Below are 17,125 nucleotides of genomic sequence, written 5' to 3' on the forward strand. Positions count from 1 at the left end.
TGGAATTTAAAGGAGGTATTGTATGGCAAATATCATAGAAGAAATCAAACGCAGAAGAACCTTTGCCATTATTTCCCACCCCGATGCCGGGAAAACAACGCTTACGGAAAAGCTGCTATTGTATGGTGGGGCTATTCAACAGGCAGGTAGTGTAAAAGGACGAAAGGCCAATAAGCATGCTGTCAGTGATTGGATGGAAATCGAGAAACAAAGAGGAATTTCGGTTACCAGCAGCGTATTGCAATTTGAATATGATAATTGCTGTATCAATATCCTAGATACACCCGGACACCAAGACTTTTCCGAAGATACCTATCGCACACTTATGGCAGCGGATTCCGCCGTTATGGTAATTGATGCCAGCAAAGGTGTTGAAGCACAGACAAAAAAACTATTTAAGGTTTGCTTATTACGCAAAATTCCAATCTTTACCTTTATCAACAAAATGGATCGTCAAGCCAAAGATCCTTTTGAACTTATGGAGCATATTGAACAAGAGCTTGGTATTGCTACTTATGCGATGAATTGGCCAATTGGATCTGGCAAAGAATTTAAAGGTGTATATGAACGTGATCATCAGCGTATCATTGCTTTTCATGGCGGAGATCATGGACAACGAGCAGCGGATATTTCCGAAGGAAGCTTGGAGGACGAATCCTTCCGTGATATTTTAGGCGATCATTTCTTTGAAAAGCTTAAGGAAGATAGTGAGCTTTTGGACATTGCCGCAACAGAATTTGATCCTGAAGCCATTGCGAAAGGAGAACTGACACCGGTCTTTTTCGGTAGTGCTTTAACCAATTTTGGAGTTCAGCCTTTTTTAGAACACTTTTTATCCATGACTTCATCTCCTTTACCACGTGAAAGCAGCAAAGGAATGATTGATCCTTTTCAAGATAACTTCTCTGCCTTTGTTTTTAAAATTCAAGCCAATATGAATAAAGCACATCGCGATCGTATCGCCTTTATGCGTATTTGCAGCGGAAAATTTGAAAAGGGCATGGAGGTTACTCTTGTTCAACAAAATAAGAAAATCAAACTTTCACAGCCACAGCAATTTATGGCACAGGATCGTGAAATTGTCGAAGAGGCCTATGCCGGTGATGTCATCGGTGTCTTTGATCCGGGAATTTTCTCTATCGGAGATACGCTTTGTAGCAAAGAAAAATTTGAATTTAAAAAAATTCCGACCTTTGCGCCAGAGCATTTCGCACGTGTAACACAAAAGGATACCATGAAGCGTAAACAGTTCATGAAGGGGATTACCCAAATTGCCCAAGAGGGTGCTATTCAAGTCTTTCAAGAGATCAACATCGGTATGGAAGAAATCATTGTCGGTGGAGTAGGTGTCTTACAGTTTGACGTATTAGAACAGCGCTTAAAAAGTGAATATAATGTCGATATCAAGCTGGAGATTTTACCTTATCAATGTGTTCGCTGGATTGATGATCAAAGCCTCGATCCAAACACTTTAAATTTAACCCAAGATTCCAAACGAGTTCGTGATCTAAAAGGACGTAATCTGATTATTTTCATGAACAATTGGGGAATCAAGTGGGCACTTGATCAAAACAAAAACTTATCTCTCAGTGATGTCGGAACTATTGAGTAATCCAAAGGACAGCTTATGCTGTTCTTTTCTTTAAGCATAATCTTGAGTGTTTATTCATAAGCTTAGAATGACTAAGGGAGGTAACATCATGAATACCACAGAGATTATGAAAAATATAGCACAGCGATGTGGCGGTGATATATACTTAGGTATTGTCGGTCCGGTTCGTGTCGGAAAATCAACATTTATTAAAGAATTTATGGATAAAGCAGTGCTTCCGTATGTTCCTGATGAATATGAAAAAGCACGTATGATTGATGAACTGCCACAAGCGGGAATTGGTAAAACGATCATGACTACAGAACCGAAATTTGTACCAAACAATGCAGCAACCATTGAATTTGATGATGGATTTAAAGTAAATGTACGATTGGTAGATTGTGTCGGCTTTGTCATACCCGAAGCAAAAGGATATAAAGATGAAGATGGTGTACGCATGGTTCGAACACCATGGAGTGAAGAACCGATGCCATTTAACGAAGCTGCTAAGTTGGGAACACAAAAGGTTATCCAAGATCATTCTACAATCGGAGTTGTAATCACAACAGATGGATCGATATCAGATTTAAGTCGTGAGGCCTATATTGAAGCAGAAGCCGAGGTTATTGATGAATTGCAAAGTATCGGAAAGCCATTCATTATCATTGTAAATAGTGCCGATGTTCATTCGATGGCTTGTAATGCTGTTGTTGAAAAGCTAAAGGAAAAATACAATGTACCGGTACTAGCAATTCGAGCAAATCAATTAAGCGAAGCAGATATTCATAATCTTCTGCGGGAAGCACTGTATGAATTTCCGGTGTCGGAAATCAATATCAATATGCCGAAATGGGTTGCTGTTTTAAATGACGATCATTGGCTGAAGCAAAGCTTTAATGAAACCATCGCAAATAGTATGGCAAGTGTCGAAAAACTTCGTGAAGTTGAAAACATTGCAGCTATACTTGCCGAAAACGAATATATTGATGGTAGTAATCTTGCAACCATTGATGCAGGCAGTGGTTGTGTTGCTGTTGATATCAGCATTCGAAATGGGTTGTATAACGAAATTTTAAAGGAGATTATGGGAGTTGAAATCCATGATAAAGCCGAACTTATTTCTTTGATGCAGGATTACAGCAAAGCAAAGAGGGAATATGATACTGTTTCCAGTGCTTTGAAAATGGTGAAACAAACCGGTTATGGCTTTGCCAGTGCTTCCCTTAGCGATATTGAGCTAAGCAAGCCCGAAATCATCAAACAAGGCAATCGCTATGGAGTACGCTTAAAAGCGGTTGCCCCAAGCATTCACATGATCAAAGTAGATGTTGAAAGCAGCTTCGAACCGATTATCGGCTCTAAACAACAAAGTGAAGAGCTGATCCATTATTTACTACGTGATGAAGGAGAAAACGAACAAGCGATTTGGGATTCTGAAATTTTCGGTCGCAAACTTTCCGATTTAATACGTGATGGACTCAATGCCAAGCTATCCATGATACCGGAAGCTGCACGCTTAAAGCTTCAGGATATCCTTACGAAGCTCGTTAATAAAGGTAAGGGAAATGTTATTGCCGTAGTGCTTTAATACCACATTTACGCATACTATGTGAAATCATATTCTTTGTGTTTTTTATTGAAATAGTTCACGTTCAATGGTATCATATAAGTATGTTGGAGGTATAAAACATGAGTGAAATTCTTAACAAAAAAGCGTTAGCAGAAAGCTTAGCTGAAAAATTAGAAATGACAAAAAAAGATGCTGGTGTCGCTGTTGATACAGTGTTTGAAGAAATTACTGCCATTCTTGCAAAAGGCGGAAAAGTTGAAATTTCCGGTTTTGGAAAATTTGAAGTTGCAGAAAGACCTGAACGTATGGGAATCAACCCCGCTACAAAGGAACAGATTAAAATTGCTGCTTCAAAAGCCCCAAAATTCAAAGCTGCTAAAGCTTTAAAAGATGCTGTAAAGTAATAAAAGCTCTAACAAAAAAGACTCCATGACAAGCACAAAGCTTGTCATTTTATTTATAAACTTCCGGCAAATTTATATATACCTATTCAATAAACGAGAAACGAGGTTAGTCTTGATTGTTTGTACTAACCCCATTTAATGAAAATCAATCATGAATATAGAACTTTTGTTTATAATGCAAAATAAGTAGCATGATATATAACACTAAGAAACTTCCAAATACAAATATATTTAATTGTATTTGACTATACATTAGATTACGCAATGCAAAAGGAAGATATTTTGATAAGAATACAATCGAAAGAATTTCACCTATGCCTATATACACCGTTATAGCATTGAAAACTATTTTTCTTATAAAGAAGCAATAGATATAAATACACATAATAAGAAAGTATATAGCCATATTCAATAATAAATTAAGGCTTACAGTGTATTCAGTCAATTCATTATAAATTGGCATATTGATATAAGTATTTAATACTAACACATACGGCAACACGACAATAAAGATATTAGGAAGAATTTTTTTGTTTTCCATAAAATATCACCTGCTTACGTTCAACCACCAAAATAATATACTGCGCATATCAATAAATAATATAATTAGCAAAATCCTCATTTATTTCTTTACTTTCTTCCATACTTTAATGATATGTTAATAGAGGAGGTGAAATAATATGTTACAGATAAATAAATTTGCAAAGTTATGTCATTGCAAGGCTTCACTATTAAGATATTACGATTCGCATGGAATATTAGTTCCATGTTATATTGATGATTTAACAGGATATAGGTATTATCAAAGTGAACAAGCTTTAGATTTTTATAGGATTAAACAACTTCAAAGTTGTGGATTGTCCATTAAAGAAATTAAAGCATGTAAAAACAAAAGTGATGATGAAGTGATCGGTATTTTAAATATGAAACTAAACGAACAAAAACAAATCGTCAATTCAATAGAAAATCTAATCCATACATATCAGGAGGATAAAATGAAATTAGAAGAAACCGTTAATAAATTTAACAAACAGCATTTGCTGAATGTAGAATCAAAACATAATAAATTGAATCTATCTATACATGGAAATAATTTGTGTCTAAATTTTAATAAAAAAACAGATAAAATAGCAGAATTGCTAAATACTATGCAAAAACAATCACTTATTTATTTTGAAGATTTTGATGATTTAACAATGTATGAAAATGAAACATGGAATTATACAAAGATTGCATCTGGTTGGAATACTAAAAATGAATTGTTAAAAATGATTGAACAGTCCCAAATTGATAAAAAAATATGTATTCATCTATTTAATATCAATGAATCTATAAATCTATTTGATATTGCGGATATTATGAATTTGGCTGATGAAAATGGATACCATACAGATACAAGCTTGTTTAATGTAAGCTTATCTTTAGATGGGATAAACAATTATGCAATCGTTTATGTAGATAAATAAACTTATTTTGCAATATTTACGATAAAAACAAATGGCTTAATTGCCATTTTATCAAATATATATTACTTCGCATAATGTATGTTATGTAATTTTAATAGATATTTGACAGTATAATAAAAAGGACATTTGTCCTCTTTCATTTCAATATATTCAAGCGCTTTAACATAGCTTGTTTGGCTTTTAACTCTAAGGTATCATCTAATGGCTGTAAATCCTGCAATCGAATATTTGGATTTCGTTTTTTCAATCCTTTATAAATTACAAAATCAGCAATTTCCGGATTTTTCGGTAAAAGCGGACCATGCATATAGGTAGCTAATACTTTTCCATTGTAAAATCCTTCCTGTTTGCCCTCAAAACTATTTCCAAAGCCATGCAACACCTTACCGAGAGTGCTATTTACATTTTTCGTCTGTCCGCCGTGATTTTCAAAACCAACAACCGTATAGGTATTTCCGTCTAAATCACAGGAAATCGCAATATCTCCGATACAACGCCTTCCGTTTTCTCCGGTATCTGTATAATAATCAAAGAATTTCAAGGCTTCGATTTTCTCATGATGTGCATTGATATAATATTGTCCGAATAATTGATAACCCCCACAAATCAAAAGAACAAAGCTTCCTTCCTCCATCGCCTTTTGAATGTTATCCTTGCGAGCTAATAAATCCGAAATTAAAATCATCTGTTCTTTATCTGCCCCACCGCCAAGAAACAATATATCGTAGGAAGATAAATCACATTCCTGACCGATGCTTAAAGTGTCGATTATGACCTGAATTCCTCGATCTTCACAACGCTTGCGGAGTACCAACATATTTCCTTTATCTCCGTATAAATCCATAATATCATGGTATAACCAGCATATTTTCAAATCCATTATGATTTCCCTCCCTTAATCTTATTAACTATCAGAGTTCTAACCGGTTGTAGGGCGGTATATGTCGCAACCACATACAATTTCCCATCGCAGTCGAAAAGTGCCTCAACGGCTTCAGAAAGGCTCTCCTTTATAATCAATTTATCAGGATCATAACCACTGTATTTCAAACGCAATGCCATGTCGTAGCAACGTGTACCGGAAATGATGATATGTTTTGTACTCGTGCTTAACAGTTTTTCAAAATGTGTATCATAAATCCAAGATATATCACAACCATCTTGAGTATTATCATTTAAAACAACCAAAACAGAACGTTCTTCTGCATCTTCTTCGATTACCTTCATAACCTCATTTGCACCGGTAGGATTTTTAATCAAATTCAAAATAAGCGTTTGTCTTTCCCTCGTAAATGTTTCGTTTCTACCATCTGGGACAACAAAATTCGCAAAGCCTTGCTTTACTGCTTCTTGAGATACACCAAAATATTTTGCACAGCACAATACTGCCATGCAGTTATACATCGTATAAAGTCCACCTTGTGGGGCTTCAAAGCTCATACCATCATAAAGAAAAGTACGCTTGGGAATCGAAACCACTTCTCCGACAGCATCAAGTGGCGGTGTCGAGAAATCACATGCTTCACAAGCAAACTCGCCGATATGAGAATATTGATAAAAACGATAATGCAAGCGAGAACCACAACGCGGACAAAACTTTCCTTCACTTGCTTCACTTGTTTCAATAAGACTGCTCTTGCAACGCTTTATGCCATAATAAAGTGCCTTTGCATGCTTTGCCACATCAGACAAACGTACAACATTAGGATCATTAGCGTTTAAAATAAGCATTCCCTTGAAATCGCTGATACTGTTTTCAATACGTGAAATAAGCTGCTCCATTTCTTTTGCCCGATCCAACTGATCACGAAAAAAATTAGTAACAACCAATGCAGAAACCGGCAACCCCTTTATAATATAAGGGATATTCAATTCATCGACCTCTAAAACAGCAGCATCTGCCTTTATTCTTCCTCGTAAGTCGGCATTGGTAAGCATTGTCGTCGTAACACCAGCTAAAAGGTTATCCCCTTTTCGATTGCTGATGACGTGCTTTCCATCAGCCAAAAAAGCTTCCGTCAGCATATTAGCCGTTGAGGTTTTCCCATTCGTACCGGTAACAAGAACAATCGGCCCGCTCATTTGCAGCTTTTGCAATATATTAGGATCTATTTTTAAAGCAATGGTTCCAGGCAGCGAGCCTCCTCTGCCAATCAATCGCAATCCGAATGCTGCTAATTTTGTTATCATAATGGCAATGATCTTCATATATATCCTCCTTGCCTTCTCATCAACATATATAGTATGGCTTTTCAATATTTCTATATCATTATACATGAAATTGATAAAAAAGGTACCCATTATAGAAATACGAAGCAGATTATTTCATATTTTTTTACCTAAGACGAAAAAAATAAGTAGAAATATATGGAAATGGTGTTATAATATTTACGTTATTCGATATGGAGGTTTAACATGAAAAAAATCTACGAAGGTAAAACAAAAGATGTTTATGCATTAGAAAATGGAAACGTCATGCTGAAGTTCAAAGATGACTGTACCGGAAAAGACGGTGTATTCGATCCAGGTGAAAATGCTGTAGGTCTAACCATTGAAGGTATTGGAAAAGCGAACCTTGAAACTTCAATTCACTTCTTTGAGATTTTAAAAGATGCCGGGATTAAAACACATTATGTAAGTGCAGATGTAGAAAACGCAACAATGGAAGTTCTTCCGGCTAAAGTATTCGGTAAAGGATTAGAAGTAATCTGCCGTTTAGTTGCAACAGGTAGCTTCATTCGCCGTTATGGTGATTATATGGAAGATGGTACTGTGCTTGAAGGTGGTTATGTAGAAACTACCCTTAAAGACGATGCAAAAGGTGATCCGCTAATCACAAGCGATGGCTTAGCTGCTTTGGGAATTATGACTACCGAAATGTATGAAAGCATGAAAGAACAGACTTTGAAAATTACAAAAATCGTTGCTGGCGATTTAAAGAAAAAAGGTCTTGATCTTTACGATATTAAATTTGAATTCGGATACAACAACGATGAAGTTATCCTAATTGATGAAATTGCTTCCGGAAATATGCGCGTTTATAAAGACGGCAGCATCGTTGATCCGGTTGATCTAACAAACATTATTCTAGGAAAATAAGGAATAAAGCTAAATGAAACCGCAAGAACATAAAATCCTGCGGTTTTTTATTACTTATTCAACTATGTTAAGGATATCAATTTTTCGTTATTTAACAGCACCACAACCGGAGCAGATATAACCTGTTGTAATCGTTTCGTCCCAAGCCTCCTGTACCACTATATTGATAGTATGATAGCTACCACAATTATAATTACCTGCAAGAAGTTGAGATTCACTATGTACTCCCCAAGCATTATCAGTTTCAAATTGTGCATTACAACCGTTGCAAACACAAACAGTACCATACACCGCATCATGATGCACGACTGTGGTTTGAGGTACCCAATTATGTATATGCTGTGGCTTGGTTGTGTTGCCTCCGTTATTTCCTCCAATGGAAGGATTGGAGTTGCTAGCGTTGTTTGTGTGATTTTGATTTTGTGAGCTATCAACGGAGTTGGAGTTCACAGTATTGTTGTTAGCATGGCTGCTTTGATCTTGTTTATCAGAGCTATCGTTTGTATTACTTTGGTTTTCAGCTTTGTTGTTATCGGGTTTAGAAGCCTTATTCTGCTTGTTGTTTTTTTCCTTATTGCTTGTGGTTTGATGCTTCTGTTTCTCCGACTGTTTGGTTGAAGGCTTATCTTGAGGCTGATTGTGCATAGCATACCACACGCCGCCTATGATGAGGCAAGCAATTAACAGCATCGCGATGCCTGCTAAGATTGCTTTTTTCTTAGAAATCCTATGTCCGAAGAGGACAATGATATTCTTTGACTCATCATCGTCCTTCTTCTCATCAACCTTTGGTATTTGCTTGCTTTTATCGAAATCCTTGTTATCCTGCATGGCTCATCTTCCTTTCAGCAATGTTTTCTACTACTTTTCAAACTTTGCAAGCAGCTTTTCTACTGCCGGAGCAATGCTAGAGCGAATCTGTTCACGATATTCACTTGTGAAGTCATCGTCTTTATAAATTTGACTGACACTGTCCATCATCGGAAGCTCTGCCCATAATTCTACACCGTTAACTTCTAGGAAATGCTCTACATCTTTATGTGCGAAGATCTCAATTCGTTTACCGCAATCCGGACATTGAACATAGCTCATGTTTTCGATAATGCCAAGCACCTCAACATTCGCCTGTTTACACATATTGATGGCTTTGGAAACGATCATAGAAACCATCGGCTGTGGTGTAGACACCATAACTACACCGTTTAACGGAATGCTTTGCATAACGGTCAAGGCAACATCACCGGTTCCCGGAGGCATATCAATCAACAAGAAATCCAATTCTCCCCAAATAACATCAGTCCAAAACTGTTTAACGGCATTCCCAACGATTGGACCACGCCAAATAACCGGTTGCATTTCATCTTCCATCAAAAAGTTTAAAGACATGACTTCGATACCGTCCTTATCCACAACCGGCTGGATAGCATCATTAGAGCCATAGGCAGCTTCCTTTTCAAGACCGAATAAGCGTGGAATGCTTGGTCCGGTAATATCGGCGTCCATAACACCGACACGATATCCTTGTTTATTTAATTCCTTTGCCAACAGGGTTGTCATACTGGATTTTCCGACTCCCCCTTTGCCGCTCATCACACCGATAACATGTTTGATTTTGTTTTTCGGATTGTTTGTGATACCGCAGGCATCTTCGCTCTTTTGACAATTTCCCTTGCTGGGACAAGTATTACAATTACTCATTTCTTAATCCTCCTTATGCTTCTTCGCTCGTGGGTGGAACGAAGTATAAACACTTTGCAAACGCTTGTTTTGCACATGTGTGTAAATCTGTGTTGTGGAAATATCGCTATGTCCTAACAGCTCTTGAACAACACGCAAATCCGCTCCGCCATCTAATAAATGAGAGGCAAAGCTATGTCGAAAGCTATGTGCAGATAAACGCTCATCAAGACCTAGTGCCAATAACCTTTTCTTTATCATAACGTGAATATATTGACGTGTGATTTCCTGTCCTTTGGCGTTTATAAACACAAAATTGCTGCGTGCATACCGCTGTTTTCTTACCTTTGTCAAATAGTTCTCTAAGGCTTTTTTACAACGTGCATGCATAGGCACCATGCGCTCCTTATTTCCTTTTCCGATGACTCTTAAAAAGCCTTGCTCAAGATAAACCTGTTGGAGCATAAGACTACAGCATTCACTGACACGTAAGCCACAGCCATACAACAGCTCCACGATTGCTTTATCCATGATTTCCGCATCACTGTCTCTAAAGCTATCAAGCAGCCTCTCAATATCCTGCATATTAAAGTAAACAGGAAGATGCTGCACTGCTTTTTTAGTACGAATATTTTGTACGGGATTGAGAAGCTTTGGATAGGTCATGCTCAAATAGCGATGAAATACATGTAGGCTTGTAATCATGTGATTGATTGATGCCGATGATTTCTTTTTATGGATACATTGACCTTTTTCATCATAGTGATCTTGTCGTAAATATTCCAAGAAATCCTGCACATGCGAATAATCAATATTCTCTACCTCTTCGATCTTGCATGTTTGCATATATTGAACATATTGACGCAAATCATTTGTATAAGAAGCAATGGTTGCTTCTGCTTTGCGATCAATGGCTTGAATATAATGCAGGTAATCCTGACATACATCGGTTAGCTTCAAATTTCATCACCTTGTATATTATAAAACAAACCTTATAAAACTTCAAATTTTAACGTCGAAGATAATAGGGCTTCAACACATGGCAACCGTTGTTTCCATCTTTAACGGCTTCTATCAATACGCTGACTGCTTCTTCCTTATTTTCATCATATACAAATTGCAGCGTTTTAGGGGAAAGCCGATGCAAAGTAAGTTCTGTACACAGCTCTGCAACCCGAGCAGCACGATGAACGATATAGCAACGCCCCTTTTCCGCTAATAGCGAGCTTGTTTTTTCGCAAAACTCCGGAAAGCTTAAATATGCTTCATGACGGGCGATTTTTAGACTTTCCCTTTCATTGAGATGTGAATGCTCTCCTACCTTAAAATAAGGTGGATTGCATACAACCACATCAACTGCCGGAAGCGAGGCTTCCTTATAATCCGCACAAAGAATATCGGCATGCACAATGCCATGATGTCGCATATTCATACGTGCAAGCTCTGCCGCTTCTTCTTGAATTTCAACCCCATATAAATAGCTTGGCTCATAGCGATTGGCAGCCAGAAGCAATGCGCCGTTGTTCGTTCCGACATCTAATACGCGTTCCCCCTTGTTGATCTTCATGAATTCTGCCAACAATGCCGTATCGGTATTCATACGAAACATATCCCTACGTTGATATAAATATATATCCGTACCATGTAAATATTCATAGGTTAAATTCTTATCCATACTATCACCTGCAATGCTTTAATTATAACGTATTTATAAGAGATTGAATAGACGAATACATTCGATTCCGATGGTTGATTTCAAATAGCTTCCAATCAGAACAATGACGAAGCAAAGAAAAATATCATTTAAAATCGAATTTAAAAGTCGCTTGTAGTCTAAGCGCTCTCGGTTGGTGGTGCTGTAAATGATATACATCGAAAGCTGTATCGCACTGGCAGCAATCAAAAAGGTAAACATCAAATCAAATAACACCTGTGGAATCAGGGCTAAAAGAATACCGAGGATTCCCTTCCATTCGTATGTAAGAATAAACAAAGCACAAGAAAAGCCAATCTGTACTCCTTTCGTAAAAATAACCAAGCTGATCAATGGAATCCCGATAAAGCTGGTTCCTAATAGAAAAACAAAGAGAATAAATAAGATACCTAGAAAAAACTGCGATATAAAATAGTCGTATTTCTCTACGCCGGCATCAATGGTTGTTAAAAAGCTGGAAAGCTGTTGAATATCGGATAGATTGATAAAGCTTGATAAAAAAAGTCCCATTAAAGAGCCGCAGAAAACAAGCACTGCAATATAAAGATAAACATTTTTATACTTACGCAAAAAGCCATGATAGCGATGCTTCTTCATTTTATCACCCAATTCACTATATGAAAAAAGAAAGAAACTTATCCGTTCTTTCCTTCGTCATAATCTGTCATTTTTTTAAAAGTTCGCTGGCTTTCATCAACTTTCCCGTTGATAGTTGTTTATTCAACTGCTTTAAGATATCCGTACTATCCGTAGGCTCTGCCTTTACGTCTTGAAATAAATTGATTTGATCCACCGTTCGCGTTTTTGAAAATAAAGAACCAAGTCCAATACCCAAATGTCGAATTTCCTTACCATTGTTATGCTGATCAAACAATAAAAGCGCATGTTCTAATAAGACATCGGCATCATTGGTATATTCACTAATCGTTGTACTGCGCACGGCATTGGTAAAATCGGCATAACGAATCGAAATCGAAATCAAAGCACCACGTAAATCCTCCTGCTTAGCTCTTTGTGAAAGCTTATTGGCCAGGCGTTTGAATACGCTCTTTACCTCCTCATATTCTACGATATTGGTATCTAGGGTCGTTGATTGGGAAATTGATTGTACACTTGTATTGTAATCCAACCGATTACTACCAAAGCCTCGTGCGTTTTGTATGAGCTGATACGCATGCTTTCCCATCAATGCCATGATTTTCGCTTCATTTGCAGGATTTGCAAAATCACCGATCGTATAAATTCCCTGTCGTTCTAGTAAAGGTACGGTTTTTTTTCCGATTCCAAACATATCCGCAATGGACAACGGCCAAAGCTTCCGCTCGATTTCCTGACGACGAAGTACCGTGATTCCCATGGGCTTGCGCATATCACTAGCCATCTTTGCCAAAAATTTACTGGGGCCTACACCGATGCTGCAAGGAAGTCGCAGATCCTCATAAACTCCTTTCTGAATCCTCCATGCCAAGTCCAACGGACGCTTGTATGCACGAATTGCCTCAGTAACATCAATATAGCATTCATCAATACTAGCCGGCTCAAGATAGGGAGAAAAGCGTTTTACATAGTTGAAAAAACGTCTGCTCAGCTCCTCATACCATGCATAATCTCCTTGTACAACAACAAGCTGTGGACATTTTTCCAATGCCATATGCAATGGCATAGCACTATGGACTCCATAATTTCTTGCTTCATAGCTGGCGGTTGATACAACGCTTCTGCGATGCATTCCGGCAACCACAACCGGCTGTCCCTCCAAGGCAGAGTTTTTTAAAACCTCTGCACTTGCAAAAAAGGAATTCAAATCTATATGAAATATTACTCTTCCTGCCATATCATCGCCTCATCAGATAGTATAACGGAATTTGTTAAAAATTACTAGCGATAGCTCTCCATGACATGCATTTTATTTTTCATACGATGTTCTAAGCGAAGTTTATCGGAAATCATCGCAATAAATTCGGAATTGGTTGGCTTTGCCTTACTAGCCGATATCGTATAGCCGAAAATATCATCAATCGCATCAATATTGCCACGATTCCACGCTACCTCAATCGCATGACGAATGGCACGCTCTACCCTTGATGGTGTCGTTGCATACTTCTTGGCAATTTCCGGATACAACACCTTTGTAATCTGCCCTAAGAAATCGACATTGATATAGGTTTCCAAAATCGCTGTTCGCAAATACATATAGCCTTTGATATGTGCGGGAATACCGATTTCATGTAACAACTCGGTTATTTCAGATTCCAATTCCAGCTTGGCTCTGCGCTTTCCCTCATCGGCATTAAGATCCAGCTGATTATCCGCTAACGATTGTGCAGCTCCTTGATAGCCGACGATTCCATTAAGACGTGCCAATAGCTGACTGATTTCAAAAGGCTTCATCAAAATATAATCAACCCGAAATTTATGTATAGCGCTTACAATCATATCGTTGATAAACGGCGTCGTACAAATGATATGATCCACCTCAATATGCTGCTTTTTCAAATCGTATAAAACACTGATTCCGTCCTTCTTTGGCATAATCAAATCAAGAATCAACACATCAATGTGTTTACCTCGCAATTCCCGTATGCAATCTTCCCCATTTGCTGCACTTCCGATGATGCGGTAATTGCTGTTTTTAAACACTTCCTTTATGCTGTTAAGAATCTCTGTACTATCATCAACAGCATAAACACTCATTTTGTTTTCCATTATTTCTTCCTCCTACGCACTATTATAGTAAGGATTGCCGCACAATAACAGTTCTTTTGTCGAAAGCGTTGTTCTTTTTAAGAAATTTGTTTAAAACAATAAAAAGAACGACCGCAATCGTCGCTCTTTCAGCTTTCTTACCACAACAAGGTCGAAAAGGGTCGAACACTTTTTATAGGTTTCTTGAAGCATTCAGCATAAATTCAATGTATAGTCCATAGCCACTCATAGGATTGCTTGTTACTACATGGGTGATTGCTCCGATGATTTTCCCGTTTTGCACGATTGGTGATCCACTCATGCCCTGAACGATCCCATTTGATGCTTGCTTCAAGCGTTCATCTTTAACAACAAATTCAATCCCTTTAACAGAGGGCTCGCTTTGTTTATGCAGCTTCGTGATCTCAATGGTAAAGGCTTCTATCTTTTGTCCTTTTATAACTGTATAAAGTGTTGCCTCACCTAGCTCTATCTCCTCCTGCTTCGCCCATGGCAAACGTTTTACCTGCTTCGGTAATGCCGTGTAAGTGCCATAAATACCGAGGGTGGAATTTGTTTTTACATCACCCAAGCGATCACTATATAAAATATTCGCATGCTTTTCACCCGGGACATTGTTTTGTGCCTTTTGAATCGAAGTAACGATTGCCGGATATATACTGCCCTGTGATGCCTGTGCCAGCTGTTTGATTTCAACATCGTAAATTTCATGTCCTAATGCTCCATAGCTTTGATTGCTTGGATCATAATAGGTTAAAGTACCTACACCGGTAAGCTTGTCCTTGACATACAGACCGGTTTTATAGGAATTACTGGCTGTATCAAAGACAATCGGAATGCTTGCTTCCAAATGCTCATTATTGCGTAGAAAACCAATGGAAACAAGAGGACTGCCTTGCTTATTGAAGGAACGTAACACCGCAAACAGTTCATCTATCGAGTGTATGCGTTTGCCATCAATTGATTCGATGATATCCCCAGAGCGAAGAACATTTGATGGATCATACGTGGTATTATCAATCGTAAAGCGATAAGTTCCACTTACCATAACTCCATCGTACGTAAGCTCAATACCGATGCTGTCTCCGCCAAGGTAAATCTCATCGGCAGCATGCAGCGGCAAAAAGTTTCCAAAGCAGATCGAAGCAGCAAGAATAACTGCCATAAAATATTTACGCATGATTTCACCTCCTGTACTTTAGTCTGCCACGAGTTTCCATCATGCGTATATGAAATTATTACCTATTTTGTTGTGCTGCGTTATATAGCTCCTTTGCTGCCTCCAACGCAGAGGAAGAAAGCGAGTTATTGGAAATAAGTGCCAATGCCTCAAAGCGCTCCTGTTCGCTCAACAAACGAATTGTAGTTGATGTAGAAGCAGCTGCTTGATGCTTTTCAACCATATAGTGATGATTTGCACAAGCCGCAACACTTGCAAGATGGGTAACACAAAACACTTGGATATGCTTTCCCAATTCTTGCATTTTCTTTCCGACCGCAAAAGCAACTGCACCACTGACTCCGGTATCAATTTCATCGAAAACAATCGTTTCGATTCCCTGCAGCTCACTGAATACCGTTTTTAAGCCAAGCATGAAACGGGATAATTCACCGCCACTAGCAGTTTGTGATAATGGTTTTAAAGCTTCTCCCGGATTCATAGATATATAAAATGCAATCCTATCAATCCCATCACGATTCCCTTCAAATTCATCAATTTGCACATGGAATTTAGCATTTTCTAACTGCAAATCATGCAACTGTGCCAAGATTTGCGTCTCCAAATCCTTTGCCTTTGCAACACGAATGTCATGCAGTGTCTTTGCTTTTTGCATATATTGTCGATGCGCTTTCTCACATAGCACCTCATGCTTCTTAAGAAAATCATTTCGATGCAAGATACGATCGATCTTTTGTTCCAAATCCTCACGCTTACGCATGACCGCTTGAAAACTTCCTCCATATTTACGCAATATCTTATGAATCAAAAAGCTACGTTCCTGCAGCTCGTGAAAACGCTCCTCATCAAAGCTTAATGTTTCATAATGCTCTCGAATATCACCGATGCACTCATCAAGATTATAGTAAAGATCCAACAAACGCTGTGCCTGCTCTTGAAAAAAACGATCCTCACTAAGCGAGTCCAATTCACGATATGCCTCATAAATAGAAGCCGTACCATGCTGTTCATCTTCTAGAAGCGATAAAGCGGAATGTACTCTTGACGTAATTTTTTCATGTGCCTGCATGCGTTTTACTTCTTCATCTATCTGTTCTAATTCATTTTCTGATAGCTGAGCCTGATCAATTTCGTTAAGCTGATAGGTCAAAAGCTCCAAATCCTCTTCATTGTAATCGTTATGCAGTGCCGATTCCAGTTCATCAGCCAACATGCGATATTCCTTAAAGGCAGCTGCCGTCTCTTTTTTTTGCTGAGCACAGTCTGCAAAAGCGTCGAGTAGCTGAAGATGATAACGCTGATTGAGGAGATATTGAGTATCATGCTGACTATGGATATCGACAACACCGGAAACGACTTCCTTTAAAAATCCCACATTTACCATACGCTGATTGATACGGGCAACACTTTTCCCGGCCCGTGTAAATTCACGTGATGCGATAAAGGTAGTATCCTCTAAATCATAACCGGCTTCTGATAGCAGCTGATAACAGCGGGAGTTTTCTCGGACACGAAATACTCCTTCGATGATTGCCTTTTCACTTCCTTCACGAATCAAGCTCGTCTGAATGCGATCGCCCTTTAAAATACCAATAGCGTCCATTAACAAGGATTTACCGGCACCGGTTTCACCCGTAAAGGCAGACATTGCTTCATCAAAAGAAATACGTATTTCATCAATCAATACAAAGTCCTTCACATACATTTCCAGTATCATT

General features: G+C 38.2%; 16 protein-coding genes. 5 read left to right on the forward strand and 11 right to left on the reverse strand.

Annotated elements, in window-relative coordinates; translation table 11 throughout:
• The first annotated feature begins 22 nt into the window (after nucleotides 1-22).
• The 4 genes from EUBDOL_RS05295 (at nucleotide 23) to EUBDOL_RS05315 (ending at nucleotide 5,031) form a co-directional block, all read left to right on the forward strand.
• Complete coding sequence (locus tag EUBDOL_RS05295; RefSeq protein WP_004799338.1) at nucleotides 23-1,612, forward strand: peptide chain release factor 3; 1,590 nt, start codon at nucleotides 23-25, stop codon at nucleotides 1,610-1,612.
• Between the two features lie 88 nt (nucleotides 1,613-1,700).
• Entirely contained in the window at nucleotides 1,701-3,179 is a 1,479-nt protein-coding gene (spoIVA, locus tag EUBDOL_RS05300) for a stage IV sporulation protein A (RefSeq protein WP_040463232.1), read from the forward strand.
• A 101-nt stretch (nucleotides 3,180-3,280) separates the two neighbouring features.
• Nucleotides 3,281-3,565, forward strand: a complete 285-nt coding sequence (locus EUBDOL_RS05305; RefSeq protein WP_004799341.1) for an HU family DNA-binding protein — start codon at nucleotides 3,281-3,283, stop codon at nucleotides 3,563-3,565.
• A 680-nt stretch (nucleotides 3,566-4,245) separates the two neighbouring features.
• The gene (locus EUBDOL_RS05315) at nucleotides 4,246-5,031 is read left to right on the forward strand and encodes a MerR family transcriptional regulator (protein ID WP_004799345.1); all 786 of its coding nucleotides are present in this window, start codon (nucleotides 4,246-4,248) and stop codon (nucleotides 5,029-5,031) included.
• Nucleotides 5,032-5,167: 136 nt separating this feature from the next.
• On the opposite strand, the gene EUBDOL_RS05320 is transcribed toward EUBDOL_RS05315, so the two are convergent.
• Nucleotides 5,168-5,911, reverse strand: a complete 744-nt coding sequence (locus tag EUBDOL_RS05320) for a type 1 glutamine amidotransferase (RefSeq protein WP_004799346.1) — start codon at nucleotides 5,909-5,911, stop codon at nucleotides 5,168-5,170.
• A complete protein-coding gene (locus tag EUBDOL_RS05325) occupies nucleotides 5,911-7,239 on the reverse strand; it encodes a Mur ligase family protein (protein ID WP_040463235.1) in 1,329 nt (442 codons plus the stop codon). Before EUBDOL_RS05325 ends, EUBDOL_RS05320 begins: the two co-directional genes overlap by 1 nt.
• Before the next feature lie 207 nt (nucleotides 7,240-7,446).
• Here EUBDOL_RS05325 and EUBDOL_RS05330 point away from each other — a divergent pair, with 207 nt between their 5' ends.
• The gene (locus EUBDOL_RS05330) at nucleotides 7,447-8,130 is read left to right on the forward strand and encodes a phosphoribosylaminoimidazolesuccinocarboxamide synthase (protein ID WP_004799351.1); all 684 of its coding nucleotides are present in this window, start codon (nucleotides 7,447-7,449) and stop codon (nucleotides 8,128-8,130) included.
• Between the two features lie 87 nt (nucleotides 8,131-8,217).
• Here the strand turns inward: EUBDOL_RS05330 and EUBDOL_RS05335 are convergent, their stop codons facing one another.
• The 9 genes from EUBDOL_RS05335 to recN all read right to left on the reverse strand — a co-directional run bounded on the left by EUBDOL_RS05335 (nucleotide 8,218) and on the right by recN (nucleotide 17,124).
• On the reverse strand, nucleotides 8,218-8,961 hold the full coding sequence (locus tag EUBDOL_RS05335; RefSeq protein WP_004799352.1) for a hypothetical protein: 744 nt from the start codon (nucleotides 8,959-8,961) through the stop codon (nucleotides 8,218-8,220).
• Between the two features lie 30 nt (nucleotides 8,962-8,991).
• The gene (locus EUBDOL_RS05340) at nucleotides 8,992-9,828 is read right to left on the reverse strand and encodes an Mrp/NBP35 family ATP-binding protein (protein WP_004799354.1); all 837 of its coding nucleotides are present in this window, start codon (nucleotides 9,826-9,828) and stop codon (nucleotides 8,992-8,994) included.
• Between the two features lie 3 nt (nucleotides 9,829-9,831).
• Nucleotides 9,832-10,767 (reverse strand): tyrosine recombinase, encoded by a 936-nt coding sequence (locus tag EUBDOL_RS05345; protein WP_004799356.1) that lies wholly within the window; start codon nucleotides 10,765-10,767, stop codon nucleotides 9,832-9,834.
• Nucleotides 10,768-10,816: 49 nt separating this feature from the next.
• Nucleotides 10,817-11,482 (reverse strand): tRNA1(Val) (adenine(37)-N6)-methyltransferase, encoded by a 666-nt coding sequence (locus tag EUBDOL_RS05350; protein WP_004799359.1) that lies wholly within the window; start codon nucleotides 11,480-11,482, stop codon nucleotides 10,817-10,819.
• A 33-nt stretch (nucleotides 11,483-11,515) separates the two neighbouring features.
• Nucleotides 11,516-12,118: a stage II sporulation protein M gene (locus EUBDOL_RS05355; protein ID WP_004799360.1), complete on the reverse strand. Its 603-nt coding sequence runs from the start codon at nucleotides 12,116-12,118 to the stop codon at nucleotides 11,516-11,518.
• Nucleotides 12,119-12,185: 67 nt separating this feature from the next.
• Nucleotides 12,186-13,355: a DNA polymerase IV gene (gene dinB, locus EUBDOL_RS05360; protein WP_004799362.1), complete on the reverse strand. Its 1,170-nt coding sequence runs from the start codon at nucleotides 13,353-13,355 to the stop codon at nucleotides 12,186-12,188.
• Between the two features lie 44 nt (nucleotides 13,356-13,399).
• Complete coding sequence (spo0A, locus tag EUBDOL_RS05365; protein ID WP_004799364.1) at nucleotides 13,400-14,227, reverse strand: sporulation transcription factor Spo0A; 828 nt, start codon at nucleotides 14,225-14,227, stop codon at nucleotides 13,400-13,402.
• Between the two features lie 172 nt (nucleotides 14,228-14,399).
• On the reverse strand, nucleotides 14,400-15,407 hold the full coding sequence (locus tag EUBDOL_RS05370; protein WP_004799366.1) for a SpoIVB peptidase S55 domain-containing protein: 1,008 nt from the start codon (nucleotides 15,405-15,407) through the stop codon (nucleotides 14,400-14,402).
• 58 nt (nucleotides 15,408-15,465) lie between these two features.
• Nucleotides 15,466-17,124, reverse strand: a complete 1,659-nt coding sequence (recN, locus tag EUBDOL_RS05375) for a DNA repair protein RecN (protein WP_004799369.1) — start codon at nucleotides 17,122-17,124, stop codon at nucleotides 15,466-15,468.
• Nucleotide 17,125 lies beyond the last annotated feature (1 nt).

Origin of the sequence: Amedibacillus dolichus DSM 3991 (assembly GCF_000154285.1) — a bacterium.
GTDB lineage: Bacteria > Bacillota_I > Bacilli_A > Erysipelotrichales > Erysipelotrichaceae > Amedibacillus > Amedibacillus dolichus.

Coding starts and splice junctions, on each gene's coding strand:
- EUBDOL_RS05295 (WP_004799338.1), top strand. CDS start 23: ATGGCAAATATCATAGAAGAAATCAAACGCAGAAGAACCTTTGCCATT.
- spoIVA (WP_040463232.1), top strand. CDS start 1,701: ATGAATACCACAGAGATTATGAAAAATATAGCACAGCGATGTGGCGGT.
- EUBDOL_RS05305 (WP_004799341.1), top strand. CDS start 3,281: ATGAGTGAAATTCTTAACAAAAAAGCGTTAGCAGAAAGCTTAGCTGAA.
- EUBDOL_RS05315 (WP_004799345.1), top strand. CDS start 4,246: ATGTTACAGATAAATAAATTTGCAAAGTTATGTCATTGCAAGGCTTCA.
- EUBDOL_RS05320 (WP_004799346.1), bottom strand. CDS start 5,911: ATGGATTTGAAAATATGCTGGTTATACCATGATATTATGGATTTATAC.
- EUBDOL_RS05325 (WP_040463235.1), bottom strand. CDS start 7,239: ATGAAGATCATTGCCATTATGATAACAAAATTAGCAGCATTCGGATTG.
- EUBDOL_RS05330 (WP_004799351.1), top strand. CDS start 7,447: ATGAAAAAAATCTACGAAGGTAAAACAAAAGATGTTTATGCATTAGAA.
- EUBDOL_RS05335 (WP_004799352.1), bottom strand. CDS start 8,961: ATGCAGGATAACAAGGATTTCGATAAAAGCAAGCAAATACCAAAGGTT.
- EUBDOL_RS05340 (WP_004799354.1), bottom strand. CDS start 9,828: ATGAGTAATTGTAATACTTGTCCCAGCAAGGGAAATTGTCAAAAGAGC.
- EUBDOL_RS05350 (WP_004799359.1), bottom strand. CDS start 11,482: ATGGATAAGAATTTAACCTATGAATATTTACATGGTACGGATATATAT.
- EUBDOL_RS05355 (WP_004799360.1), bottom strand. CDS start 12,118: ATGAAGAAGCATCGCTATCATGGCTTTTTGCGTAAGTATAAAAATGTT.
- dinB (WP_004799362.1), bottom strand. CDS start 13,355: ATGGCAGGAAGAGTAATATTTCATATAGATTTGAATTCCTTTTTTGCA.
- spo0A (WP_004799364.1), bottom strand. CDS start 14,227: ATGGAAAACAAAATGAGTGTTTATGCTGTTGATGATAGTACAGAGATT.
- EUBDOL_RS05370 (WP_004799366.1), bottom strand. CDS start 15,407: ATGCGTAAATATTTTATGGCAGTTATTCTTGCTGCTTCGATCTGCTTT.
- recN (WP_004799369.1), bottom strand. CDS start 17,124: ATGATACTGGAAATGTATGTGAAGGACTTTGTATTGATTGATGAAATA.